The organism is Streptomyces sp. WI03-4A, assembly GCF_033792105.1.
Classification (GTDB): domain Bacteria; phylum Actinomycetota; class Actinomycetes; order Streptomycetales; family Streptomycetaceae; genus Streptomyces; species Streptomyces collinus_A.
Genome location: NZ_JARAUO010000062.1, coordinates 12,906 through 36,951, shown reverse-complemented (window position 1 = coordinate 36,951; position 24,046 = coordinate 12,906). Strand labels below are relative to the sequence as shown.

At 70.7% G+C, this 24,046-nt stretch carries 18 protein-coding genes and 1 pseudogene; 6 read left to right on the top strand and 13 right to left on the bottom strand.

The window, feature by feature from the left end; genetic code table 11:
• Positions 1 to 260 precede the first annotated feature (260 nt).
• The 7 genes and pseudogenes from PV343_RS37575 to arc form a co-directional block, all read right to left on the bottom strand.
• Positions 261 to 764 carry a hypothetical protein gene (locus PV343_RS37575; protein ID WP_319151557.1) on the bottom strand — a complete coding sequence of 168 codons (504 nt, stop codon included), beginning with the start codon at positions 762 to 764 and terminating at the stop codon, positions 261 to 263.
• 174 nt (positions 765 to 938) lie between these two features.
• On the bottom strand, positions 939 to 1,685 hold the full coding sequence (gene prcA, locus PV343_RS37570; protein ID WP_319151556.1) for a proteasome subunit alpha: 747 nt from the start codon (positions 1,683 to 1,685) through the stop codon (positions 939 to 941).
• Positions 1,686 to 1,744: 59 nt separating this feature from the next.
• A complete protein-coding gene (gene prcB, locus PV343_RS37565) occupies positions 1,745 to 2,590 on the bottom strand; it encodes a proteasome subunit beta (protein ID WP_319151555.1) in 846 nt (281 codons plus the stop codon).
• Positions 2,542 to 2,749 (bottom strand): annotated as a pseudogene (locus PV343_RS37560) (endonuclease domain-containing protein); the annotation flags it as partial. The pseudogene PV343_RS37560 and the gene prcB, both read right to left, overlap by 49 nt.
• Before the next feature lie 152 nt (positions 2,750 to 2,901).
• Positions 2,902 to 3,120, bottom strand: a complete 219-nt coding sequence (locus PV343_RS37555; RefSeq protein ID WP_319151554.1) for a ubiquitin-like protein Pup — start codon at positions 3,118 to 3,120, stop codon at positions 2,902 to 2,904.
• A 210-nt stretch (positions 3,121 to 3,330) separates the two neighbouring features.
• Entirely contained in the window at positions 3,331 to 4,842 is a 1,512-nt protein-coding gene (gene dop / locus PV343_RS37550; protein ID WP_365017396.1) for a depupylase/deamidase Dop, read from the bottom strand.
• A gap of 233 nt (positions 4,843 to 5,075) precedes the next feature.
• Positions 5,076 to 6,842, bottom strand: coding sequence for a proteasome ATPase (gene arc, locus PV343_RS37545; protein ID WP_319151552.1), 1,767 nt, complete (start codon positions 6,840 to 6,842; stop codon positions 5,076 to 5,078).
• A gap of 531 nt (positions 6,843 to 7,373) precedes the next feature.
• Here arc and PV343_RS37540 point away from each other — a divergent pair.
• Positions 7,374 to 7,676 carry a ferredoxin gene (locus PV343_RS37540; protein ID WP_319151551.1) on the top strand — a complete coding sequence of 101 codons (303 nt, stop codon included), beginning with the start codon at positions 7,374 to 7,376 and terminating at the stop codon, positions 7,674 to 7,676.
• Positions 7,677 to 7,794: 118 nt separating this feature from the next.
• Here the strand turns inward: PV343_RS37540 and PV343_RS37535 are convergent, their stop codons facing one another.
• From PV343_RS37535 to PV343_RS37525, 3 genes are all read right to left on the bottom strand, one after another.
• The gene (locus PV343_RS37535) at positions 7,795 to 8,379 is read right to left on the bottom strand and encodes a hypothetical protein (protein WP_319151550.1); all 585 of its coding nucleotides are present in this window, start codon (positions 8,377 to 8,379) and stop codon (positions 7,795 to 7,797) included.
• Positions 8,380 to 8,611: 232 nt separating this feature from the next.
• Positions 8,612 to 9,511 carry a tRNA (adenine-N1)-methyltransferase gene (locus PV343_RS37530; protein WP_020939007.1) on the bottom strand — a complete coding sequence of 300 codons (900 nt, stop codon included), beginning with the start codon at positions 9,509 to 9,511 and terminating at the stop codon, positions 8,612 to 8,614.
• Positions 9,512 to 9,594: 83 nt separating this feature from the next.
• A complete protein-coding gene (locus PV343_RS37525) occupies positions 9,595 to 11,568 on the bottom strand; it encodes a site-2 protease family protein (protein ID WP_319151548.1) in 1,974 nt (657 codons plus the stop codon).
• 183 nt (positions 11,569 to 11,751) lie between these two features.
• Here PV343_RS37525 and PV343_RS37520 point away from each other — a divergent pair, with 183 nt between their 5' ends.
• Complete coding sequence (locus PV343_RS37520; RefSeq protein ID WP_319151547.1) at positions 11,752 to 12,828, top strand: RecB family exonuclease; 1,077 nt, start codon at positions 11,752 to 11,754, stop codon at positions 12,826 to 12,828.
• Between the two features lie 14 nt (positions 12,829 to 12,842).
• Complete coding sequence (locus PV343_RS37515) at positions 12,843 to 13,514, top strand: response regulator (protein WP_020939010.1); 672 nt, start codon at positions 12,843 to 12,845, stop codon at positions 13,512 to 13,514.
• A 142-nt stretch (positions 13,515 to 13,656) separates the two neighbouring features.
• Here the strand turns inward: PV343_RS37515 and PV343_RS37510 are convergent, their stop codons facing one another.
• The 3 genes from PV343_RS37510 to metH all read right to left on the bottom strand — a co-directional run bounded on the left by PV343_RS37510 (position 13,657) and on the right by metH (position 20,199).
• Complete coding sequence (locus tag PV343_RS37510; RefSeq protein WP_319151546.1) at positions 13,657 to 15,261, bottom strand: ABC transporter substrate-binding protein; 1,605 nt, start codon at positions 15,259 to 15,261, stop codon at positions 13,657 to 13,659.
• Between the two features lie 449 nt (positions 15,262 to 15,710).
• The gene (locus PV343_RS37505) at positions 15,711 to 16,445 is read right to left on the bottom strand and encodes an HAD family hydrolase (protein WP_319151545.1); all 735 of its coding nucleotides are present in this window, start codon (positions 16,443 to 16,445) and stop codon (positions 15,711 to 15,713) included.
• Between the two features lie 238 nt (positions 16,446 to 16,683).
• Positions 16,684 to 20,199, bottom strand: a complete 3,516-nt coding sequence (metH, locus tag PV343_RS37500) for a methionine synthase (protein WP_319151543.1) — start codon at positions 20,197 to 20,199, stop codon at positions 16,684 to 16,686.
• Between the two features lie 298 nt (positions 20,200 to 20,497).
• Here metH and PV343_RS37495 point away from each other — a divergent pair, with 298 nt between their 5' ends.
• From PV343_RS37495 to glpK, 3 genes are all read left to right on the top strand, one after another.
• The gene (locus PV343_RS37495) at positions 20,498 to 21,262 is read left to right on the top strand and encodes an IclR family transcriptional regulator (RefSeq protein WP_319151542.1); all 765 of its coding nucleotides are present in this window, start codon (positions 20,498 to 20,500) and stop codon (positions 21,260 to 21,262) included.
• Positions 21,263 to 21,626: 364 nt separating this feature from the next.
• Complete coding sequence (locus tag PV343_RS37490; protein WP_319151541.1) at positions 21,627 to 22,421, top strand: MIP/aquaporin family protein; 795 nt, start codon at positions 21,627 to 21,629, stop codon at positions 22,419 to 22,421.
• 71 nt (positions 22,422 to 22,492) lie between these two features.
• Positions 22,493 to 24,031 carry a glycerol kinase GlpK gene (gene glpK, locus PV343_RS37485; protein WP_319151540.1) on the top strand — a complete coding sequence of 513 codons (1,539 nt, stop codon included), beginning with the start codon at positions 22,493 to 22,495 and terminating at the stop codon, positions 24,029 to 24,031.
• Positions 24,032 to 24,046: the final 15 nt, after the last annotated feature.

The following is a 24,046-nucleotide window of genomic DNA, read 5'->3' as shown; positions in this document are numbered from 1 at the left end:
CCCGCACCGTGGCGTCCGCCGTCCGTACCCCCGCGCGCGCCGTGCCCGCCGCCAGCCCGGCCGCCGCGCCCACGGCGGGCGCCGCCGCCCGGACGAGCAGCCTGGGGGCCACCGGCAGCAGTCGCGCGGCGGCGGAGGGCACCGTGAACAGTGTGTACGTCATGGGGCATCCTCCGTGGGTCGTGAGCGGTCGCCGGAGATTCATCGACAAGTCGACTTCGGCGCGGGGAAAGGTCTCCGTCGGGCCCGTCGGCGGGTCGTCAGCGGGTCGTGCGGGTGGGCCGGGCCGTGGGCTCCGTCCGGCCGCCCGGCGTCATGCTTGCGACCGGTCCCGGCGCCTTGTGGTGACCGGGCTCCCCGGGCTGCCTCGCGTGGGTCGCCGCCCCCACCACGGCCTCGTCGTCCGGGTCCACCGTGATGCCCTGCGCCTCACTGCCGGGCCGCCCGGACCGCCCGCCGGACTCCCCGGCCGGGACGTAGCCCGCCCGCCCGGACCGCTCACTGTCCCCGGGCCGCGCCTGGGTCAGCCACGCGACCGCCGCGCCGGTGACCGCCACCGGCCACTCCACGACGCCCGCCACGCCGAGCACCCCGGCCCCGGTGTACACGGCCAGCCGCCGGCTCCGCGGCGACACGGCACCCACCTTGTCCAGGGCGCCCCCGGCCACCCGGCCGACCGTCCCCGCGCCGGGCAGCCGGCCCAGCACCGAGGCCGCGCCCCGTACGGGAGCGGTCAGGACCGAGGACGACTTCCGCTCAGTCATCGCTCACACACCTCCGGGACACACGTCTCGCCGTCATCCCCGAGTGCCCACGAGAACGCAGGTCATCCCGCCACTACCAGGGAACCCCATCGCCACCAAGAACGCACCGCGCCCCGGCCGGACGGCCGGGGCGCGGTGCGTTGCCGTGCGTCGCGAAGGCGCGGCGGGAGCGGTTCACTCCTCCTCGGACTCCTCGGAGCTCTCCGCCTCGGTGGTCGCGCCCCCCGCCTCCAGGAGACGCGAGAGCTGACGGCCGACGATGCGCTTGAACTTGCGCTGCTGCGGACGCGTGCGGTCCAGCACCGCGACCTCGAGGCGCTCGGCGGGGATTTCCCGCTCGCTGCCGTTGGTGTCGCGGGACAGGGCCTGGACGGCCAGCTTCAGGGCTTCCGCCAGCGACATCCCGTCCCGGTGGCGCTGGTCGAGGTAGCCGCTGATCTGCTCCGCGTTGCCGCCCACCGCGACGGAGCCGTGCTCGTCCACGATCGAGCCGTCGTGCGGCAGCCGGTAGATCTGATCGCCCTCGGGGGTCTCCCCCACCTCGGCGACGACGAGCTCCACCTCGTACGGCTTCTCCGCCGCGGACGAGAAGATGGTGCCCAGGGTCTGCGCGTACACGTTGGCCAGGCCCCGTGCCGTGACATCGTCCCGGTCGTAGGTGTAGCCCCGCAGGTCGGCGTAGCGGACGCCGCCGATGCGCAGGTTCTCGTACTCGTTGTACTTGCCGGCGGCCGCGAAGCCGATCCGGTCGTAGATCTCGCTGAACTTGTGCAGCGCGCGGGACGGGTTCTCACCGACGAACACGATGCCGTCGGCGTACTGCAGCACGACCAGGCTGCGGCCACGGGCGATGCCCTTGCGGGCGTACTCCGCCCGGTCGGCCATGGCCTGCTGGGGTGAGACATAGAACGGCGTCGACACCGGTTATCCGTCCCTTTCTGTCATGGTCACTGGATCACCTCGAAAAAGAACCGGCCCGCTCAGAGCAGGGCGGCCTTGGGGCCGTCCGGCTCCTCCAGGCGCCGCTGGAGCACCGAACGGGAGAGCTCCGAGGCCTCGTCCTCGGTCAGCCGGCGGAAGCCGTCCTCGGTGATCACTGTGATGATCGGGTAGATCCGGCGGGCGACATCGGGACCACCGGTCGCCGAGTCGTCGTCTGCCGCGTCGTACAGGGCCTGGACCACCAGGGTCGTGGCCTGCTCCTCGGTCAGGTCGTCGCGGTACAGCTTCTTCATCGCGCCGCGCGCGAAGATCGAGCCCGAACCCGTCGCCGAGTAGTGGTGCTCCTCGGAGCGGCCGCCGGTGACGTCGTACGAGAAGATGCGGCCCTTCGCACGGTCCAGGTCGTACCCCGCGAACAGCGGCACCACGGCCAGGCCCTGCATGGCCATGCCGAGGTTGGACCGGATCATCGTCGACAGCCGGTTCGCCTTGCCCTCGAGCGAGAGCTGGGCGCCCTCGACCTTCTCGAAGTGCTCCAGCTCCAGCTGGAACAGCTTCACCATCTCGACGGCGAGACCGGCGGTGCCGGCGATACCGACGGCCGAATACTCGTCCGCCGGGAACACCTTCTCGATGTCCCGCTGGGCGATCACGTTGCCCATCGTGGCCCGGCGGTCACCGGCGAGGACCACGCCCCCCGGGAACGTCGCGGCCACGATCGTGGTCCCGTGCGGCGCCTCGAGCACGCCCTGCACGGGCGGCAGCTGCCGCTTGCCGGGCAGCAGCTCGGGCTGGTGCTCGGAGAGGAAGTCCATGAAGGAGGAGGACCCTGGCGTCAGGAAGGCAGCTGGTAGACGCCCGGTGCCACGATTGTTGGCTTCCACGAGTTTCCTTCCAAGGTAGGCGGCGGCCCGGCGGACGGCGTCGGGGGCGCCCCCCAACTTGCCGATGACCGAATTGCAGTTGAAGCACAGTACGCCTGGGACCCTACCCGCCTTGCGGCAGTGATCCACATGCGCGGCGGGGGCCTTCGGAGAGATCACGTGCGCGGGCGGCCGTGCGTCCGCGCCGCGCCCGAGGCGCCGCGTTCCCGACGGCCTCCGGGCAGCACCCGGAGGCCGTCTCGCCGATACCTGTCCCTCGCGAACGCTCCCCCGCGGCCTTCACTTCGAAGGCGACGCGACCCGAGGCGCTCTTACTCTCCGCCCTTTTGCACGAAGGAGCGCACGAAGTCCTCGGCGTTCTCCTCGAGGACGTCATCGATCTCGTCGAGGACGGAGTCCACGTCGTCGCTCAGCTTCTCGTGCCGCTCCTTGAGGTCCTCGGAAGCCTGCGCGTCCTGCGTCTGCTCCTCGACCTCCTCGGTGGAGCGCGTCGCCTTCTGCTGACCGCCGCCGGTGTCCTTGGTTGCCATAACCCTCACCCCGCTCAGTTCGCCCGACATGGTCGACGGGTCGGCATTCCTGCCGATCGGTGATGATCAGACCCTACAAGCCGGGTCCGACATCGGCCCCGCAGTTTCGACAACGTGCGGGGGCCATCTCGATGATTCCCGGCCGCCGGGATTTCCACCCTGTCCGCCCGGGACGGTCCGAGTACCCGTGGGAGTACCCGCTGGTCACCCTCACCCGCCGGAGAGGACCCTGACCAGGTCTTCCGCCGTGCGGCAGCGGTCCAAGAGCTCCTTGACGTGATTTCGCGTTCCGCGAAGCGGTTCGAGGGTTGGGACGCGCTGGAGGGAGTCCCGGCCCGGCAGGTCGAAGATGACCGAGTCCCAGGAGGCCGCGGCCACGTCGTCCGCGTACTGCTCCAGACAGCGCCCGCGGAAGTAGGCGCGGGTGTCCTCAGGAGGCGTCGTACGGGCCTTGTCGACCTCGGACTCGTCCAGGAGGCGCTTGATGCGGCCGCGGGCCGCCAGGCGGTTGTACAGGCCCTTCTCGGCCCGTACGTCGGCGTACTGCAGGTCGACCAGGTGCAGCCGGGCGGCGTCCCAGTCGAGGCCGTCACGGCGGCGGTAGCCCTCCATGAGCTCCCGCTTGGCGACCCAGTCCAGCTCGCCGGCCAGGCTCATGGGGTCGTTCTCCAGCCGGTTGAGGGTGTCCTCCCAGCGGCTGAGCACGTCCTTGGTCTGGTCGTCGGCGTCCGCCCCGAACCGCTCCTCCACGTACTTGCGGGACAGCTCGAAGTACTCCATCTGCAACTGCACGGCGGTCAGGGTCCGGCCGCTGCGGAGGGTGATGAGCCGCTTCAGCGAGGGGTCGTGGGAGACCTGGTGGAGGGTGCGGACGGGCTGGTCGACCGCGAGGTCCACGGCGATGAAGCCGTCCTCGATCATGGACAGGACCAGGGCGGTCGTGCCCAGCTTGAGGTAGGTCGAGATCTCGGAGAGGTTGGCGTCGCCGATGATCACGTGGAGCCTGCGGTACTTCTCGGCGTCCGCGTGCGGCTCGTCGCGCGTGTTGATGATCGGGCGCTTGAGCGTGGTCTCCAGGCCGACCTCGACCTCGAAGTAGTCGGCGCGCTGACTGAGCTGGAAACCGTGCTCGTGGCCGTCCTGCCCGATGCCCACGCGGCCGGCGCCGGTGACCACCTGGCGGGAGACGAAGAAGGGCGTGAGGTGGCGCACGATGTCCGAGAAGGGGGTCTCCCGCTTCATCAGGTAGTTCTCGTGCGTGCCGTACGAGGCGCCCTTGTTGTCGGTGTTGTTCTTGTACAGGTGGATCGGCTGGGCGCCGGGGAGCTGTGCGGCCCGCTCGGCGGCCTCGGCCATGATGCGTTCGCCGGCCTTGTCCCACAGGACCGCGTCGCGCGGGTTGGTGACCTCCGGGGCGCTGTACTCGGGGTGGGCGTGGTCGACGTAGAGGCGCGCGCCGTTGGTGAGGATCACGTTGGCGAGGCCGATGTCCTCGTCGGTGAGCTGGCTGGCGTCGGCGGCCTCGCGGGCGAGGTCGAAGCCTCGCGCGTCCCGTAGCGGGTTCTCCTCCTCGAAGTCCCAGCGGGCCCGGCGGGCCCGGTGCATCGCCGCCGCGTAGGCGTTGACGATCTGGGACGAGGTGAGCATGGCATTGGCGTTGGGGTGACCGGGGACGGAGATGCCGTACTCCGTCTCGATGCCCATTACTCGCCGTACGGTCATGCGGCCCTCCTTGCCCGGCGGCGCCCTCGGTCGTGGGCGCCGCTCACTACCGCTGGCGCTCCGGTGCGTGTGCGGTGCCCGTCCCCGCACTGCGCGACTCGGCGGTAGGAAAGAGCCTAGAACGCCTTTGCGCTGGTGGGGAGATCATTTGCGTCATTGCCTGCTCCGGTCGTGGCCTGAAAAACAGTCGGCTGCGGGTACCCCGTCGAGGGCACCCGCAGCCGCCCTGCTTCTTACAGGTACTGACCGGTGTTCGCCACCGTGTCGATGGAGCGTCCGGTGTCCGCGCCCTGCTTTCCGGTGATCAGCGTACGGATGTAGACGATCCGTTCGCCCTTCTTTCCGGAGATCCGGGCCCAGTCGTCGGGGTTGGTGGTGTTGGGCAGGTCCTCGTTCTCCTTGAACTCGTCCACGCAGGCCTGGAGGAGATGGGAGACGCGGAGACCCTTCTGGCTCTTCTCCAGGAAGTCCTTGATCGCCATTTTCTTGGCGCGGCCCACGATGTTCTCGATCATGGCACCGGAATTGAAGTCCTTGAAGTAGAGGACTTCCTTGTCGCCATTGGCGTAGGTGACTTCCAGGAAGCGGTTCTCCTCGGATTCGGCGTACATGTGCTCGACCGCGGTCTGGATCATGCTGCCGACCGTGGTGGCCTTGTCGCCGCCGTGCTCGTCGAGGTCGTCCGTGTGCAGCGGGAGACGCTCGGTGAGGTACTTGCCGAAGATGTCCTTGGCGGCCTCGGCGTCCGGACGCTCGATCTTGATCTTCACGTCGAGACGGCCGGGGCGCAGGATGGCGGGGTCGATCATGTCCTCACGGTTGGAGGCGCCGATCACGACCACGTTCTGCAGGCCCTCCACACCGTCGATCTCGGCGAGCAGCTGCGGGACGATGGTGTTCTCCACGTCCGAGCTGACACCGGAGCCGCGGGTGCGGAAGAGGGACTCCATCTCGTCGAAGAAGACGATGACGGGGGTGCCCTCGCTGGCCTTCTCACGCGCACGCTGGAAGACGAGGCGGATCTGCCGCTCGGTCTCGCCGACGTACTTGTTGAGCAGCTCGGGGCCCTTGATGTTGAGGAAGAAGCTCTTGCCGGCGGCCTGGCCGGTCACCTCGGCGACCTTCTTGGCCAGCGAGTTGGCCACCGCCTTGGCGATGAGCGTCTTGCCGCATCCGGGCGGGCCGTAGAGCAGGACGCCCTTGGGCGGGCGCAGCTCGTGCTCCTTGAAGAGGTCCGGGTAGAGGTACGGCAGCTCGACCGCGTCGCGGATCGCCTCGATCTGGTTGCCCAGACCGCCGATCTGCTCGTAGCCGATGTCCGGGACCTCTTCGAGGACGAGCTCCTCGACCTCGCTCTTGGGCACGACCTCGTAGACGTAGCCGGAGCGCGGTTCGAGCAGCAGGGCGTCGCCGGGGCGGATGGTGACGTCCAGCAGCGGCTCGGCGAGCCGCACCACCCGCTCCTCGTCGGTGTGCCCCAGTACGAGCGCGCGCTCGCCGTCCTCAAGGATCTCCTTGAGGGTGACGATGTCGCCGACGCTCTCGTACTCCATGGCCTCGACCACGTTGAGCGCTTCGTTGAGCATGACTTCCTGGCCGCGCCTGAGGTCGTCGAGTTCGACGCTCGGGCTCACGTTCACCCGGAGCTTGCGGCCGCCGGTGAAGATGTCGGCGGTGCCGTCCTCGTTGGCCTGCAGGAAGACGCCGAAGCCGGCCGGCGGCTGCGCGAGCCGGTCGACCTCCTCCTTGAGAGCCACGATCTGGTCGCGGGCCTCACGCAGGGTGTTGGCCAGTCTTTCGTTCTGGGCGGAGACACCGGCCAGGTTCGTCTGCAGCTCGACGATCCGCTCTTCGAGAATCCTCGTGTGCCGCGGAGAGTCGGCGAGCTTGCGTCGCAGGACGGCGATCTCCTGCTCAAGGTAGGCGATCTGCCCGGCCGGGTCGTCGGACCCTCGTCCCGGGCGGATGCCGCGGTTCATGTCGTCGTCGTGGGCTGCCACGGTCCTCACCTCCTCCAAGGGGAGCTGGACGCTTCCAGACCCTACCTGGGTGGGTGTCGATTGAAACCCCTAGATCACAAAGACTGTCAAGGTGTGTCGTCGGTCACCCGGTGCGCTCCCTCTCGCACGGAGGGGATACCCACTCAACGTGATTCAGAAGCCGCTTGTTCCATGTCGGGAACGGTCAAAACCCTTCAGGAGTGGCGTGAGTTGTCCCATCCCGGCCGGTCGCCCGGTACGGGGGCACGCCGAAGGCCGCTCTGCCGGCCATCGGTCGGCCATCACGCAGAGCGACGGTCCAGGCGGTCGGAGTCACACGCGGGACGGCCTGAAGTGAGCGCCCCGGGGGCCCGGGGCTCCCTTCCCCGGTCGGGCGCTGGTACCCGACGCGGCCGGGGAGGAAACCCTCTCCCCCGCCGGACAACTGTGGAAATCGGGCGGAGGTAGGGTCGGGGTGTCCAACAGCCGCTGGAGCGGACCCGGCTGGCGCGAGCGCCCGGGGAACCGCCCGGCGAACCGACGGCAGGAGAGATGACCGTGCAGCAGGAGACCCCGGGCGGCGAGGCGCTGGAGGTCTGGATCGACCAGGACCTGTGTACCGGCGACGGGATCTGCGCCCAGTACGCCCCGGAGGTGTTCGAGCTGGACATCGACGGGCTGGCGTACGTGAAGGGCGCGGACGACGAGCTGCTGCAGGCCGCGGGGGCGACGACGCCGGTGCCGCTGCCGCTGCTCGGGGACGTGGTGGACTCGGCCAAGGAGTGTCCCGGCGAGTGCATCCACGTGCGCCGGGTTTCGGACAGGGTCGAGGTGTACGGCCCCGACGCGGAGTGACGCGGCCCGGGCCGGCCCGGGGGTGAGTGCCGGCCGGTTCCTCTGGGTCACGCGCGCGTGACCGCGGGTCGCCGCGGGGCGTGCGCGCGGGCGTGCGTGCCGGTGGGGCGCGAGCGCGTCACACGCTGTGCGCGACGGTGCCGGTGGAGCGGAGGAACGCGCTGCCGTTCCACCGCCACTTGGCCGGGGTCTTCAGGTCCGGGCAGCAACTGGGCACGTCGGACGACGAGTAGCCGAGCAGGGTGGCGCTTACCGCCCCCTCGTGCAGGGCGAACTCGGTGACCGTGAGCCGGTCCTTGGGGTCGACGAGGGTGGCGACCACGCGGGCCGCGCCGCCGTTCCTGTCCCGGGTGAGGACGTAGACGCCGTCCGGCGGGGTGCCCATGGGGGCGTCGCAGTGCACGACCGCGACGGTCTCGGGTATGCCGTCCCCGTCGAGGTCCCCGGTGGCCTTCTTCACCACCAGCGCCTTCACCGGTCCGCAGGTGAGCGGGAAGGCCACGCCGTTGGTGCCGGGCGGCGCGACCGCGGCGGCGGGGGCGGACTCGGCCTCGGTGCCGGGGGCCGGCTGGGCGGCCGTGGCCGATCCGGGCTGCACGACGGAGGACAGGGCGATCACACCGGCCACGGCGGTGGCGGTGGCGACCCAGTGGATGGGCCGGGTGTGCGTGTGGGCGAGCTCCGGAACGGCGGATTGCTGCACTAGGAGTGTCTCCTGTGAGGGCTGTGCCGGTGGGGGGGTGGCCTGCATGGTGCCACACGCCACAGAGCGAGGGAACGGCGGGGTCGGTACGGGATTCCCGCAGGCGGACAGCCCGCGCGCGGGAGCCCCCCGTGTCCTGGTGCCCGGTCAACGCACGGGCGCCGTGGCCCAGTTCCCGGTGCGGTCCGGGAGGCGGGTCACGGCGCCCTGTGGCGTCCTGGGACGGGGCGGCTCAGCGGCCGCCGCCGTCGGCGTTGGGGCCGGCGTAGTCCTCGCCGTAGGCGCCCTTGGCGGGGCGGCGGCGGCGCATGGGCGGCTCGACGCCGTCGGCGAGCCGGCGGGCGGTGAGCAGGAAGCCGGTGTGGCCGATCATCCGGTGGTCGGGGCGGACGGCGAGGCCCTCGATGTGCCAGTTGCGGATCATCGTCTCCCAGGCGGTCGGCTCGTTGAAGGAGCCGATCTCCCGGATGGACTCGACGGTCCGGGCGAGCTGGGTGGTGGTGGCCACGTAGCAGCACAGGATGCCGCCGGGGACGAGGGCCTTGGAGACGGCCTCCAGGCACTCCCAGGGCGCGAGCATGTCGAGGATGACGCGGTCGACGTCGGTGTCGGACAGGTTGTCCTGGAGGTCGCCGACGGTGAGCTGCCAGGCGGGGTGCGGCCCGCCGAAGTAGCGCTCGACGTTCTGCTGGGCGATCTCGGCGAAGTCCTCGCGGCGCTCGTAGGAGTGCAGCATGCCCTGGTCGCCGATGGCGCGCAGCAGGAAGCTGCTGAGCGAGCCCGAGCCGACACCGGCCTCCACGACGCGGGCGCCGGGGAAGATGTCGGCGAAGGCGAGGATCTGCCCCGCGTCCTTCGGGTAGACGACGGCTGCGCCGCGGGGCATGGACAGGACGTAGTCGGGGAGCAGGGGGCGCAGCGCGAGGTAGGCCACGTTGCCGGTGGTGCGGACAACGCTGCCCTCGGGAGCACCGATCAGTTCGTCGTGCGGGAAGGAGCCCTTGTGGGTGTGGAAGTTCTTCCCGGCTTCGAGCGTGAACGTGTAGTGGCGGCCCTTGGGGTCGGTCAGCTGAACCTGGTCCCCGACCTTGAAGGGCCCGCGCCTGCGGGCGGCACCGGTCGGTTCGGACATGTGAACAGACTACCGGCCTTTGCGGGGGCCGCCGACCACGGGACGCGGGGCGGGAAGCGGGACGGGGCGGGGGCCGGGAGGGGTCAGGAGGCGGGCCGGGCCATGGCCTTGACGAAGGCGCGCTCGACGTCGGCCGCGGAGAGCACTCCGTAGATCTCGCCGGTCTCCTCGACCACGAGGTACTCGGTGGCCGGGGTGGCCCGCAGGGTGTCGAGGAGTTCCTCGCCGGCGAGCTCGGCCGAGACGCGCATGCCGTCGGTGAGCTCCTGGGCGAGACCGCTGACGGCGACCCAGGGGCGGCGGTGCTCGGGCACCCCGACGATGGCGGCCTCGCGGACGAGGGAGAGCGGGTTGCCGTCGGCGTCGACGACGACGAGGGCACGGGCACCGGCGGCGTTGGCCCGGCGCAGGGCCTCGGAGAGCGGGGTGTCGTTCTCGACCGGCACGGCCCGCCGGGTCAGGGTGCGGGCGCGCAGTTCGGGGAGGTGCTCGCGCAGGCGGGCCATGCGCAGGCTGTTGCCGGCGCCGGTCCAGATGATCGCGGCGAGGATGGCGGCCAGCAGGGCGTCGGTGACGGTGTCCATGCCGCTGATGTCCTCGTTGCCGCCGCCGAAGACGCCGGACTGGTTGAGCAGCGGCAGCCCGACGAGGACGGAGATGGCGAGGGCGCGGCCGACCCAGGCGGCGGCGACGGTGCCGCTCATCGGCTTGCCGGTGATCTTCCAGACGACGGCGCGGAGCATCCGGCCGCCGTCCAGCGGCAGGCCGGGCAGCAGGTTGAAGGCGGCCACGATGAGGTTGGAGATCATCAGGCCGGCGAGCAGGACGCCGGGGACGGTGTCGGGCTCGACCGGCTTCATGGCCAGGTAGAAGACCCCGGCCAGCACGAGCGAGAGCAGGGGCCCGACGAAGGCGAGGACGAACTCGCGTCCCGGTGTCTCGGCCTCCTTCTCGATCTCGGAGACGCCGCCGAAGAACTGGAGCTGGATGCGGCGGACCGGGAGCCGGAAGCGGATCGCGGCGACCGTGTGGGCCAGCTCGTGGACCAGCACGGAAGCGTAGAAGGCCACGGCGAAGAAGAGCGAGACCAGGTAGCGGGCGGCGCCCAGTTCGGGCAGCACGCGGTCGAGCTGGCCGCCGAAGACCCAGGTGATCAGGGCGGCGACGAGGAACCAGCTCGGCGCGACGTAGACGGGGACCCCGAAGGGGCGTCCCATGAGCAGGCCGCCGCCCGGTTCCTTCGGGCGGGGCTGGGGCGGCTCGCCCTTGGCGATGCCGGCATGGGCGAGGGAGCGGTGTTCGCCGGACGTCTCCGGGTCGCCCGCTTCGGCGGCCGCCCGGTGGCGCGCGGCCGCGCCGGCCTCCCCGCGCCGTGCCGCGCCGTCGTCGGCGGCGGGGTGGTCCTCGCCCGGCGCGGGGCGGGGGCTCACGGGCGGTGTGTCCTCGGCGGGGCCGGGGACGGTGGCGGTGCCGCTGTCAACGTCTGTGCTGCTGCCGCCGGCTGCGTCGGCGCCGGTGCGGCTGTCGCTGCCGGTGTCGGGGCCGCTGTCCGTGCCGGTGCGGCTGTCGCTGCCCGCGTCGGCGTCGGTGCCGAGGCCGGAGCCGCTGTCCGTGCCGGTGCGGCTGTCGCTGCCCGCGTCGGCGTCGGTGCCGAGGCCGGGGCCGTTGTCCGTGCCAGTGCGGCTGTCGCTGCCGGGGACGGTGGCGGTGCCGCTGTCAACGTCTGTGCTGCTGCCGCCGGCTGCGTCGGCGCCGAGGCCGGAGCCGTTGTCCGTGCCGGTGCGGCTGTCGCTGCCCGCGTCGGCGTCGGTGCCGAGGCCGGAGCCGCTGTCCGTGCCGGTGCGGTCGCCGGCCGTCGTCTCCGGGTCCGGTACGGCCGGGTGCGGGGCCTCGGGGCGGGCCGGGTCGGGGGACGGGGTCCGGTCCGCGGCGGCCGGGGCGTCGTGGGGCTCGGGGCCGGGGTGGTCGGTGGGTCCGGTCACCGGGGCCGCAGGACCCGCGGGGTGCTGGGCCGGCTCGTCGTCGCCGGGCCGCGGCTGCCCGCTCGCGCCGCTCACGTCCACGGTTTCCCCTCGTTCGAAGCGTCTTCCGCTCCTGCCGGGCGGAAGCTCTCGGGTCGATGGTATGCGGCCGTGGTGGTGTGTTCCGCCCCGGCACCCCTTGTCCTTGCCCCGCCGGAGCGTGATCGACGCGGCCCGCGACTGGGTGACTGTCAGTGCCGGGCCGTATGGTCGTGGGTCATGGACAGCAGCATCGAGGACGCGGGGGCCCTCCCGCCGGAGACGGGCACGGCCGCGGAGGCGGAGCCGGTGGCCGTCGTGGCCCCGGGCGGGGCGCCGGCCGCCGAGGCGGAGGCGTCCGTCGACATGACCGAGGCGTCCGTCGTCGTGACCGAGGCGTCCGCCCCCGGCGCGGGCACGGGCACCGGCACGGCCGGGGCGGACACGGCCGTGACCGTACGGCCGCCTGCGGCGCCCACCTCGCTGTCACCGTCCCGGGCCAGTGACTTCATGCAGTGCCCGCTGCTGTACCGGTTCCGGGTGATCGACCGGCTGCCGGAGAAGCCGAGCGAGGCGGCGACCCGGGGGACGCTGGTGCACGCCGTGCTGGAGCGGCTGTTCGACGCGCCGGCCGGGGAGCGGACGGCGCCGCGGGCGAAGTCGCTGATCCCGGGGCAGTGGGACCGGCTGCGGGAGAACCGGCCGGAGATCGGCGAGCTGTTCGCCGACGACCCGGAGGGCGAGCGGCTGGCGCGCTGGCTGGGCGAGGCCGAGCGCCTCGTGGAGCGCTGGTTCACGCTGGAGGACCCGGCCCGCCTAGAGCCCGCCGAGCGGGAGCTGTTCGTGGAGGCCGAGTTGGACTCGGGACTGCGGCTGCGCGGGATCATCGACCGGGTCGACGTGGCGCCCACCGGTGAGGTGCGGATCGTCGACTACAAGACGGGCAAGGCGCCGCGCCCTGAGTACGCCGAGGGCGCGCTGTTCCAGATGAAGTTCTACGCGCTGGTGGTGTGGCGGCTGAAGAACGTCGTGCCGCGCCGGCTGCAGCTCGTCTACCTCGGCAGCGGGGACGTGCTGACGTACGACCCGGTCCTCGCCGACCTCGAACGGGTGGAGCGCAAGCTGCTCGCCCTCTGGGAGGCGATCCGGCAGGCCACGGAGACCGGTGAGTGGCGGCCCCGGCCGACCAAGCTGTGCGGCTGGTGCGACCACCGGGCGCACTGCCCCGAGTTCGGCGGCACTCCCCCGCCCTATCCGCTGCCCGTGAGGGCGCCCGGATCGCTGCCCGCGGAGCAGGGCAGAATGGGGCCGGACTAGCGAAGGAGTGTCACGTGGCCATCCGCGTCCTACTGGTCGACGACCAGCCGCTGCTGCGTACCGGTTTCCGGATGATCCTGGAGGCCGAGCAGGACATCGCGGTCGTCGGTGAGGCCGGCGACGGCCTGCAGGCCCTCGACCAGGTGCGTGCCCTGCAGCCGGATGTCGTGCTCATGGACATCCGGATGCCGCGGATGGACGGGGTGGAGGCGACCCGGCAGATCACCGGGCCGGGCCGGGACGGTCCGGCGAAGGTGCTGGTGCTGACCACGTTCGACCTCGACGAGTACGTGGTGGAGGCGCTGCGGGCGGGGGCCAGCGGGTTCCTGCTCAAGGACGCGCCGGCCAACGAGCTGGTGCAGGCGATCCGGGTCGTCGCGGGCGGAGAGGCCATGCTGGCGCCGAGCATCACCCGCCGGCTGCTGGACAAGTACGCCACGCATCTGCCGTCCGGCGAGGAGCCGGTGCCGGACACGCTGCACACCCTCACCGACCGTGAGGTGGAAGTGCTGAAGCTGGTGGCGCGCGGTCTGTCCAACGCCGAGATCGCCGCCGACCTGTTCGTCAGCGAGACGACGGTGAAGACGCACGTGGGGCACGTCCTGACGAAGCTGGGCCTCAGGGACCGGGTGCAGGCGGCGGTGTACGCCTACGAGAGCGGCCTGGTGCGTCCCGGCGCGCAGTGATGCCCCGGACGGCCAGGCAGTAGGCCGGACAGCCGGCCGGGTCAGGTCAGGCCAGGCCAGGCCCGTACGAGACGCGCGAAGGGCGCCCCTCCCGAGCGGGAGGGGCGCCCTTCGCGCGTCCGGGGCTTCACCGGAGTGGACGTCAGCCGCTCACACCGCGGCCGAGCTCCCAGAGCTGGAGCGTCGAGGAGGAGTTGAGGGCGTAGGAGACGCCCGTGATGTTGTCCCTCGCGGCGACGTACTGCTTGCCCTGCCACAGCGGGATCACGGGGACGTCCTCGGCGACGATGTCCTGGATCTGGGTCAGGCTCTTGGAGGCGTTGAGCCGGTCCGCCTCACGGCGGGACTGCGGGATCAGCGAGCGCTGGATCGTGGTGTTGGAGTACGGCGATCCGAGGAAGTTGCCCTTGTCGAGGAACGGCGCGACGAAGTTGTCGGCGTCCGGGAAGTCGGGGAACCAACCCATGCCGTAGACGTCGTACTTGCCCTTCATCTCGGCGGGCCGGAAGGTCTCCCACGGGTGGCCCTGGATGGAGACGGCGAACAGGCCGGAGGCGTTGAGCTGCTTCTGCAGGATCTGGAACTCCTGCTTGGTCGCCGAGCCGTAGTGGTCGGTGGTGTAGTGCAGCGTCAGCTTCACCGGGGTGGTGATGCCGGCCTTGGTGAGCAGGTTCCGCGCCTTGGCGGCGCTGGGGTCGCCGTACTTGTTGAAGAACGAGTTGGAGTGGCCGGTCAGGGAGGCGGGGACGAGCGAGTACAGCGGCTCGGCCTGGGTGCCGTAGACCTTGGAGACCAGCTCGCCGCGGTTGATGACCTGGGCGATGGCCTGGCGGACCGCCTTGTCCTTCACGGTGGGCGCGTCGGTGTTGAAGGCGAGGTAGCGGATCTCGAGGCCCGCCATGTCGACCAGGTCGACGTTCTCGTCGGAGCCGCTGTCCAGCTTGTTGATCTGCGCCGGGGCCATGCTGCGGGTCATGACGTCGATCTCACCGCTGTCGATCGCGGCGCCCATGGCGTCCGCGTCGGCGTAGGTGCGCATCACGACCTGGTCGTTGTTCACCGTCACGCTGCCCTTGTAGGAAGGGTTCTTGGTGAAGGTGGCGCTGACGATCGCGTTGTCCTTGACGTCGGCCTTGAAGGTGTAGGGGCCGGAGCCGTCCACCTCGAAGCCGTCGCGCAGCTTGTCCTTGGCGTAGTCGTTGGGGTTGACGATGCCCGCGACCGGGGTGGACAGCTTGTACGGGAAGGTGGCGTCGGCCGTCTTCAGGTGGAAGATGACCTCGCGGTCGCCCTGGGTCTCGACCGTGTCGACGGTGTTGAGCAGGGTGGCGACACCGCTGTCGGCCTTGATGTGCCGGGCGCGGTCGATGGAGTACTTGACGTCCGCGGCCGTGACCTTGTCGCCGTTGGCGAACTTCAGGCCCTCACGCAGCTTGCAGGCGTAGCGCTCGTTGCCGCTGTCGGTGAAGGAGCAGCTCTCCGCGGCCTCCGGGACCGGGTCCCCCTCACCCTTGGGCTGGGTCATCAGGGTCTGCACCGTCTGGCGCAGGATGTTCCAGGTGCCGACGTCGTAGGCGTAGGCCGGGTCGAGGGGGGCGGGCGCGTCGCTGGTGGCCGTGAACCGGTCCGTGGTACCGACGCCGATGGCGTCGCCGCTCTTGCTCCCGCTGTCGGATCCGCCGCACGCGGCGAGAACCGGCGTGAGCAGGCCGGCCACTGCCGGCAGCACCAAAGTCTTGCGGTTCATGCGGGAGTTTCTCCAGAGCTGTTCGAGTCCGTGTACCCGACATGCAAGGGTGGTGCGGCGGATCACGGGGTTGCGACGATGTTCTCGCGACGAGATTAGTCCGCGCCCGCAGGAGCACTCACAGGCGCGTGAGTTGAGCCCCCATCACGGAGTGAAACCGGGCGTGGACACACCGAAAACCCGACAGCGGCAGGATTCGTACAGGGTCCCCTCAATCGGGACACAAAGTCGCGCCCTCAGAGGCCGTTCCAGGGCGCCCGGCACACCAAGGCAACGTTGTCGAGGGCACCTGGGGTGGCGAACGTCACATTTTCAACTGGCGGGGGGCTCAGTGGAATTCGGGCGGGCGGCCCGCTTTCCAATTCCACCCGTTGTACTTCCGCGGAAATCTGTCCAGCGCGTCCCGCGGAAGTCTGACGCTGGGTGAACGGCCGGGCGCATTTCCGTCATCAGCCGGTCATGAGCCCGCGCAGGAATGTCAGGTCGACCTCTTGGAGGGAGCTGACGACGGTGCGCCGTTCGGCCGGGACGATGGCGGCGACGGAGGGCACGGCGACCACGTGGCAGCCCGCCGCCTCGGCCGCGGCGACGCCCGTCGCGGTGTCCTCGACGACGGCGCATCTCGCGGGTTCCACGCCGAGCCCGGCGGCGGCCAAAAGGTACGGGTCCGGGTAGGGCTTGGTGCGCGAGACCTCGTCGCCGGCGATGGACAGCCGGAAGTGATGGGGGCCGAGCACGCTCAGCACCCGGTCGATGATGCGCCGGTGGGAGGCGGAGACCAGGGCGGTGGGCACGGCGTGCTCGTGCAGTTCGGCGAGCAGCCGGGCGGCACCGGGCATCAGCGGCAGGCTGTGCCCGATGCGCTCCTCGAACCCCGCGTTGAGCAGGACCGACAGGTCGGCGAGGGAGATGTCGGCGCCGGTGGCCTCGATGAGGAAGCCGGCGCTGCGGGTCATGGGGCCGCCGACGACGACGTGCCGCCAGGAGTCGTCGAGGGTGTGGCCGAGGGCGCCGAAGACCTCGACCTCGACGTCCCACCAGAAGCCTTCGGTGTCCACGAGGGTGCCGTCCATGTCGAGGAGCACCGCCTGCAGGGCGGAGTCCCCGGCCGCCGGGGTCCGGCCTGCTCGGGTGGTGGCGGGAACGTGGGGAAGGGTTCCGGGCGCGGGGACCGTACTGGTCATCCGGGACCTCCTTGGGGGACGACCAGGCCGGCCCCCCGGAACGGGGGAACCGGCCTGCAGTGGACCGACCAGTGTACGACTCCCGCGGGCGAAGCGCCTCGTTTATCACCTGCGTGTCGGGGTACCTCATGGAACACCCCCGCGCAGGCCAGGAGGCCTTTCGGCGTGCCCGCGCCGGACCGGCCGCGCCCGTCCCCGCGGGCCGGCGCCGGCGGGTCGGCGGGCGTCGGCCGACGGGTCAGCGGGCGTTGAAGTACTTGGCCTCCGGGTGGTGGATCACGATGGCGTCCGTGGACTGCTCGGGGTGGAGCTGGAACTCCTCGGAGAGGTGGACGCCGATCCGTTCGGGCCGCAGCAGCTCGGCGATCTTGGCGCGGTCCTCCAGGTCGGGGCAGGCGCCGTAGCCGAGGGAGAAGCGGGCGCCGCGGTACTTCAGGGCGAACATGTCCTCGATCGCGGCCGGGTCCTCACCGGCGTAGCCGAGTTCGGCGCGCACCCGGGCGTGCCAGTACTCGGCCAGTGCCTCGGCCAACTGCACGGACAGGCCGTGCAGTTCGAGGTAGTCGCGGTAGGAGTTGGACGCGAAGAGCTTCGCCGTCTCCTCGCCGATGCGGGAGCCGACGGTCACCACCTGGAAGCCGACCACGTCGGTCTCCCCGGACTCCTCGGGGCGGAAGAAGTCGGCGAGGCAGAGCCGGCGGCCGCGGCGCTGGCGCGGGAAGGTGAAGCGGGTGCGCTCGTTGCCCCGCTCGTCGAGGATGATCAGGTCGTCGTCCTTGGAGACGCACGGGAAGTAGCCGTGGACCACGGCCGCCTCCAGCAGGTTCTCGGTCTGGAGCCGGTCGAGCAGGCCGCGCAGCCGCGGACGGCCCTCGGTCTCCACGAGTTCCTCGTACGAGGGCCCGTCGCCGGTGCGGGCCTGCTTGAGCCCCCACTGGCCCTTGAACAGCGCGCCCTCGTCGAGCCAGCCGGCGTACTCCTTGAGCTGGATGCCCTTGATGACGCGGGTGTCCCAGAACGGCGGGGTGGGCACCGGGTTGTCGGTGGCGACGTCGGAGCGGACGTGGCCTTCCTCGGGGCGCTCCTCGACCTCGACGGCGGCCGTCGGGCGGACCCGGCGCTGCCTGAGTTCGGGCAGCCGCGCGCCGGGCACGCCCCGTTTGACGCCGATCAGGGCGTCCATGAGGCGCAGGCCCTCGAAGGCGTCGCGGGCGTAGCGCACCTCGCCCTCGTAGATCTCGTACAGGTCCTGTTCGACGTAGGCCCGGGTCAGGGCGGCGCCGCCGAGGATGACGGGGAAGCGGGGGGCGAGGCCGCGCTGGTTGAGCTCCTCCAGGTTCTCCTTCATGATCACGGTGGATTTGACCAGGAGGCCGGACATGCCGATGACGTCGGCGCGGTGCTCCTCGGCGGCTTCCAGGATCGCGGAGACCGGCTGCTTGATGCCGAGGTTGACCACGTTGTAGCCGTTGTTGGACAGGATGATGTCGACGAGGTTCTTGCCGATGTCGTGCACGTCGCCGCGGACGGTGGCCAGCACGATGGTGCCCTTGCCCTCGGCGTCCGACTTCTCCATGTGGGGTTCGAGGTGGGCGACGGCGGCCTTCATCACCTCGGCGGACTGCAGGACGAAGGGGAGCTGCATCTGGCCGGAGCCGAACAGCTCGCCGACCACCTTCATGCCGTCCAGGAGCGTGTCGTTGACGATGTCCAGCGCCGGCCGGCCCTGCAGCGCCTGGTCGAGGTCGGCCTCCAGGCCGTTGCGCTCGCCGTCGATGATGCGGCGCTTGAGACGCTCCTCCAAGGGCAGCGCGGCGAGTTCCTCGGCCTTGCCGGCCTTGAGGGACTTGGCGGTGGCGCCCTCGAAGAGCTGCATGAGCTTTTGCAGCGGGTCGTAGCCCTCGCGGCGGCGGTCGTGGATGAGGTCGAGGGCGGTGCGGACCTCTTCCTCGTTGAACCGGGCGATGGGCAGGATCTTGGAGGCGTGCACGATCGCGGAGTCCAGGCCGGCCTTGACGCACTCGTCCAGGAAGACGGAATTCAGCAGGATGCGGGCGGCCGGGTTGAGCCCGAAGGAGATGTTCGACAGGCCCAGGGTGGTCTGCACCGCCGGGTGGCGCTTCTTCAGCTCGCGGATCGCCTCGATGGTGGCGACGCCGTCCTTGCGGGACTCCTCCTGGCCGGTGCAGATGGTGAACGTGAGGGTGTCGATGAGGATGTCCTCCTCACGGATGCCCCAGTTCCCGGTCAGGTCGTCGATCAGCCGCTCGGCGATCTCCACCTTCTTCTCCGGCGTGCGGGCCTGGCCCTCCTCGTCGATGGTCAGCGCGATCAGCGCGGCACCGTGCTCCCTCGCCAGCTCGGTGACCCGGGCGAAACGGGAACCGGGACCCGCGCCGTCCTCGTAGTTCACCGAGTTGATCACGGCCCGGCCGCCGAGCTTCTCCAGACCCGCCTCGATGACGTCGACCTCGGTGGAGTCCAGCACGATCGGCAGCGTGGAGGCGGTCGCGAACCGACCGGCCAGCTCCCGCATGTCGGCCACGCCGTCGCGGCCCACGTAGTCCACGCACAGGTCGAGCATGTGCGCGCCCTCGCGGATCTGCTCACGCGCGATCTCCACGCAGTCGTCCCAGCGGCCCTCCAGCATCGACTCACGGAACTTCTTGGAGCCGTTGGCGTTCGTCCGCTCGCCGATGGCCAGATACGAGGTGTCCTGCCGGAACGGCACCGACTGATACAGGGACGCGGCGCCCGCCTCGGGGCTGGGCCTCCGCTCCGGCGGCGTCATCCCCTGCACACGCTCGACCACCTGGCGCAGATGCTCGGGGGTCGTACCACAGCAGCCACCCACCAGCGACAGACCGTACTCACGGACGAACGTCTCCTGCGCATCCGCCAGCTCAGGCGCGGTCAGCGGGTAGTGCGCGCCGTCCTTGCCGAGGACCGGCAGGCCCGCGTTGGGCATGCAGGACAGCGGGATGCGGGCGTTGCGTGCGAGGTAGCGCAGGTGCTCGCTCATCTCGGCCGGGCCGGTGGCGCAGTTCAGGCCGATCATGTCGATGCCGAGCGGTTCGAGCGCGGTCAGCGCCGCGCCGATCTCGGAGCCGAGCAGCATGGTGCCGGTGGTCTCGACGGTGACCGAGACGATGACGGGCAGGTCGAGCCCGAGCGCGGCGAGGCCGCGGCGGGCGCCGAGGACGGCGGCCTTGGTCTGCAGCAGGTCCTGGGTGGTCTCCACGAGCAGCGCGTCGGCGCCGCCGGCGACCAGGCCCTCGGCGTTGCGCTGGTAGGCGTCGCGCAGGGTGGTGTAGGGGGCGTGCCCGAGGGTGGGCAGCTTGGTGCCGGGGCCCATGGAACCCAGCACCCAGCGGGGGCGGCCGTCCCCGGCGGTGAACGCGTCGGCGGCCTCACGGGCCACCCGGGCCCCGGCCTCGGACAGCTCGTGCACCCGCTCGGCGATGTCGTACTCACCGAGCGCGGAGTGGTTGGCCCCGAAAGTGTTGGTCTCCACGCAGTCGACGCCCACCGCGAAGTACGCCTCGTGGACCGAGCGGACGATGTCGGGACGCGTGAGATTGAGGATCTCGTTGCAGCCCTCGAGCTGCTGGAAGTCCTCGAGGGTGGGCTCCTGCGCCTGGAGCATCGTGCCCATGGCACCGTCGGCGACCACCACACGGGTGGCGAGGGCGTCTCGGAGCGCGGACACACGGGCCCGGCTGTCGGCGGAAGGGGACGTTGGCAACGAGGCCATGAAAGGGCTCCCTGGGATGCGACGGCTGTCGGCTATGCGGCTTCCCCGGTCGGACCGGGCAAGGGGCACGGCGTCAGAGTAACCGGGAGTGGGCTTGGATGGGCACCGGCGTCCACGAGGCGGACGCGGGTGGCCGCCGGGGATGGCCCGGATGCCACATCCGGGTGCCCCGCGGTGTAACAGGTGTCGACCGAACATTGGCGGGAGGTCGACGACGACCGGTAGTGTTCGGCATTGTCGAACAGTGTGACTCCATGCGTGTTCGATGGTGGTCGACGGAGACGGAGGCAGGACGGCGATGGCACGGAACATCCAGTCGCTCGAACGGGCGGCCGCGATGCTGCGACTGCTCGCGGGCGGCGAGCGACGGCTCGGCCTCTCGGACATCGCCTCGTCGCTCGGCCTCGCCAAGGGCACCGCCCACGGCATCCTGCGCACCCTCCAGCAGGAGGGGTTCGTCGAACAGGACGACGCCTCCGGCCGCTATCAGCTGGGCGCCGAGCTGCTGCGCCTGGGCACGACCTACCTGGACGTGCACGAACTGCGGGCGCGGGCGCTGGTGTGGACCGACGACCTGGCCCGGTCCAGCGGGGAGAGCGTGTACCTGGGCGTCCTGCACCAGCAGGGCGTGCTGATCGTGCACCACGTCTTCCGGCCGGACGACAGCCGGCAGGTGCTGGAGATCGGGGCGATGCAGCCGCTGCACTCCACGGCGCTGGGCAAGGTGCTCTCGGCGTACGACCCGGTGGCCCACAGCGAGGCCCTGGAGGCCGACCGCAAGCCCTTCACGGACCGCACCGTGTGCGGACCCGAGGAGTTCGAGCACCTTCTGGACGTCACGCGCGCGCGTGGCTACGCGGCGGACGTCGAGGAGACCTGGGAGGGCGTGGCCTCGGTGGCCGCACCCATCCACGACAGGCGCCGGATGCCCGTGGGCTCGGTCGGGATCACCGGGGCCGTGGAACGGCTGTGCCGGGACGGCGAGCTGCGCCCGGAGCTGATCGCGGCGGTGCGGGACTGCGCCCGCGCGGTCTCGCGCGACCTCGGCGGCGGGCGGTTCTGACCGACGGGTGACCCGCGCCCTCGAAGCGGGTGATCAGACCGGAGGACGACCGGGACGCGAGCGGCGTCCCGGTTCTCGCCATACCCTGAAATGGACATATAGGGCGAGCAGCTACGTCAGCACACAAAGAGTGATAGTCGGCAGCGATCAATAACGATCCTGTTTTCGATAACAGAACCCTTGACGCATGCGTAAGGCCGCAGCAAGACTCCCGTCCATCGGTCGGCATTGTCGAACACCTACCGGCAATACGCGCTAGAGTGTGGCAACGCCAAGGGCCGGATTCGCTCTCACCCCCGAGGGCGCCAACTCCCGGAGGGACCCGGGGTTCGGCTTCCCTGGACGAAGGACAAAGGAGTCGCGGGTGTCCAGCTCCGACATCTTCATCGGCGAGACCATCGGTACCGCCATACTCATCCTGCTCGGTGGCGGCGTCTGTGCCGCTGTGACGCTGAAGGCCTCCAAGGCCCGTAACGCCGGCTGGCTCGCCATCACCTTCGGGTGGGGTTTCGCCGTTCTGACGGCCGTTTACACCTCGGCACCGCTGTCCGGTGCCCATCTGAACCCGGCCGTGACGCTCGCGCTCGCGATCAAGGACAAGGACTTCAGCAACCTGCCCACGTACTGGGGCGGCCAGCTGCTCGGCGCCATGATCGGCGCGGCCCTGGTCTGGGTGGCCTACTACGGCCAGTTCCGTGCCCACCTGACCGACAAGGAGATCGTCGGCGGGCCGGGCGCCCAGGCCACCACGGCCAAGGCCGTCGAGGCCCAGGAGCAGGGTGCCGGCCCGGTCCTCGGTGTCTTCTCCACCGGTCCGGAGATCCGGAACGTGGTGCAGAACCTCGCCACGGAGATCATCGGCACCGTGGTGCTGGTGCTCGCCGTCCTCACGCAGGGCCTGAACGACAAGGGCAACGGCCTGGGCACCCTCGGCGCCCTGATCACCGCCCTCGTGGTCGTCTCCATCGGCCTCTCCCTCGGCGGCCCGACGGGCTACGCGATCAACCCGGCCCGTGACCTCGGTCCCCGTATCGTCCACGCCCTGCTGCCCCTGCCCAACAAGGGCGGTTCCGACTGGAGCTACGCCTGGATCCCGGTGGTCGGTCCGCTGATCGGCGGCGCGATCGCTGCAGGCATCTACAACGTCGCGTTCGTCTGAGACGGGAGCCTCCCCCTCACGCGCGCGCCGTACGTACAGCCCCATCACCACGGATCTCTCAGGAGCACACAGTGACCGACGCCCACACCGCAGGCCCCTTCATCGCGGCCATCGACCAGGGCACGACTTCCTCGCGCTGCATCGTCTTCGACCGGGACGGCCGGATCGTCTCCGTCGACCAGAAGGAGCACGAGCAGATCTTCCCGAAGCCGGGCTGGGTCGAGCACAACGCCAACGAGATCTGGACCAACGTCCAGGAAGTCGTCGCCGGCGCCATCGAGAAGGCCGGCATCACCCGCGACGACATCAAGGCCATCGGCATCACCAACCAGCGCGAGACCACCGTGCTGTGGGACAAGAACACCGGTGAGCCCGTCCACAACGCCATCGTCTGGCAGGACACCCGCACCGACGCCCTCTGCCGCGAGCTGGGGCGCAACGTCGGCCAGGACCGCTTCCGCCGCGAGACCGGCCTCCCCCTGGCCTCGTACTTCGCCGGGCCCAAGGCCCGCTGGCTGCTCGACCACGTCGACGGCCTCCAGGAGCGCGCCGAGGCGGGCGACATCCTCTTCGGCACGATGGACAGCTGGGTCATCTGGAACCTGACCGGCGGCGTCAACGGCGGCAAGCACGTCACCGACGTCACCAACGCCTCCCGCACCATGCTGATGAACCTGCACACCATGCAGTGGGACCCGAAGATCGCCGAGTCCATCGGCGTCCCGCTCGCCATGCTGCCGGAGATCCGCTCCTCGGCCGAGGTCTACGGCGAGATCACCGGGGGCAAGCTGGGCGACCTGCTCGGCGGCATCCCGGTCGCGTCGGCGCTCGGCGACCAGCAGGCGGCCCTGTTCGGCCAGACCTGCTTCTCCGAGGGCGAGACCAAGTCCACCTACGGCACCGGCACCTTCATGGTGATGAACACCGGTGACAAGATCATCAACTCCTACGCGGGCCTGCTGACCACGGTCGGCTACAAGATCGGCGACCAGCCGACGGTGTACGCGCTGGAGGGCTCGATCGCCGTCACCGGCTCCCTGGTGCAGTGGATGCGCGACCAGATGGGCCTGATCTCGACCGCCGCCGAGATCGAGACGCTCGCGCTCTCGGTGGAGGACAACGGCGGCGCCTACTTCGTACCGGCCTTCTCCGGCCTGTTCGCCCCGCACTGGCGCTCCGACGCCCGCGGTGTGATCGCCGGCCTGACCCGGTACGTCACCAAGGCGCACCTGGCCCGCGCGGTTCTGGAGGCCACCGCCTGGCAGACCCGCGAGATCGCCGACGCGATGGTCAAGGACTCCGGCGACGAGCTGGTGGCCCTGAAGGTCGACGGCGGCATGACCTCCAACAACCTGCTGATGCAGACCCTGGCCGACGTCCTGGACGCACCGGTGGTGCGCCCGATGGTCGCCGAGACCACCTGCCTCGGCGCCGCCTACGCCGCCGGCCTCGCCGTCGGCTTCTGGTCCAGCACGGACGAACTGCGCGCCAACTGGCGCCGGGCCGCCGAGTGGACCCCCCAGATGGACGCGGACACCCGCGACCGTGAGTACAAGAACTGGCTCAAGGCCGTCGACCGGACCATGGGCTGGATCGAGGACGAGAGCTGAGCTGCCCACCACGGC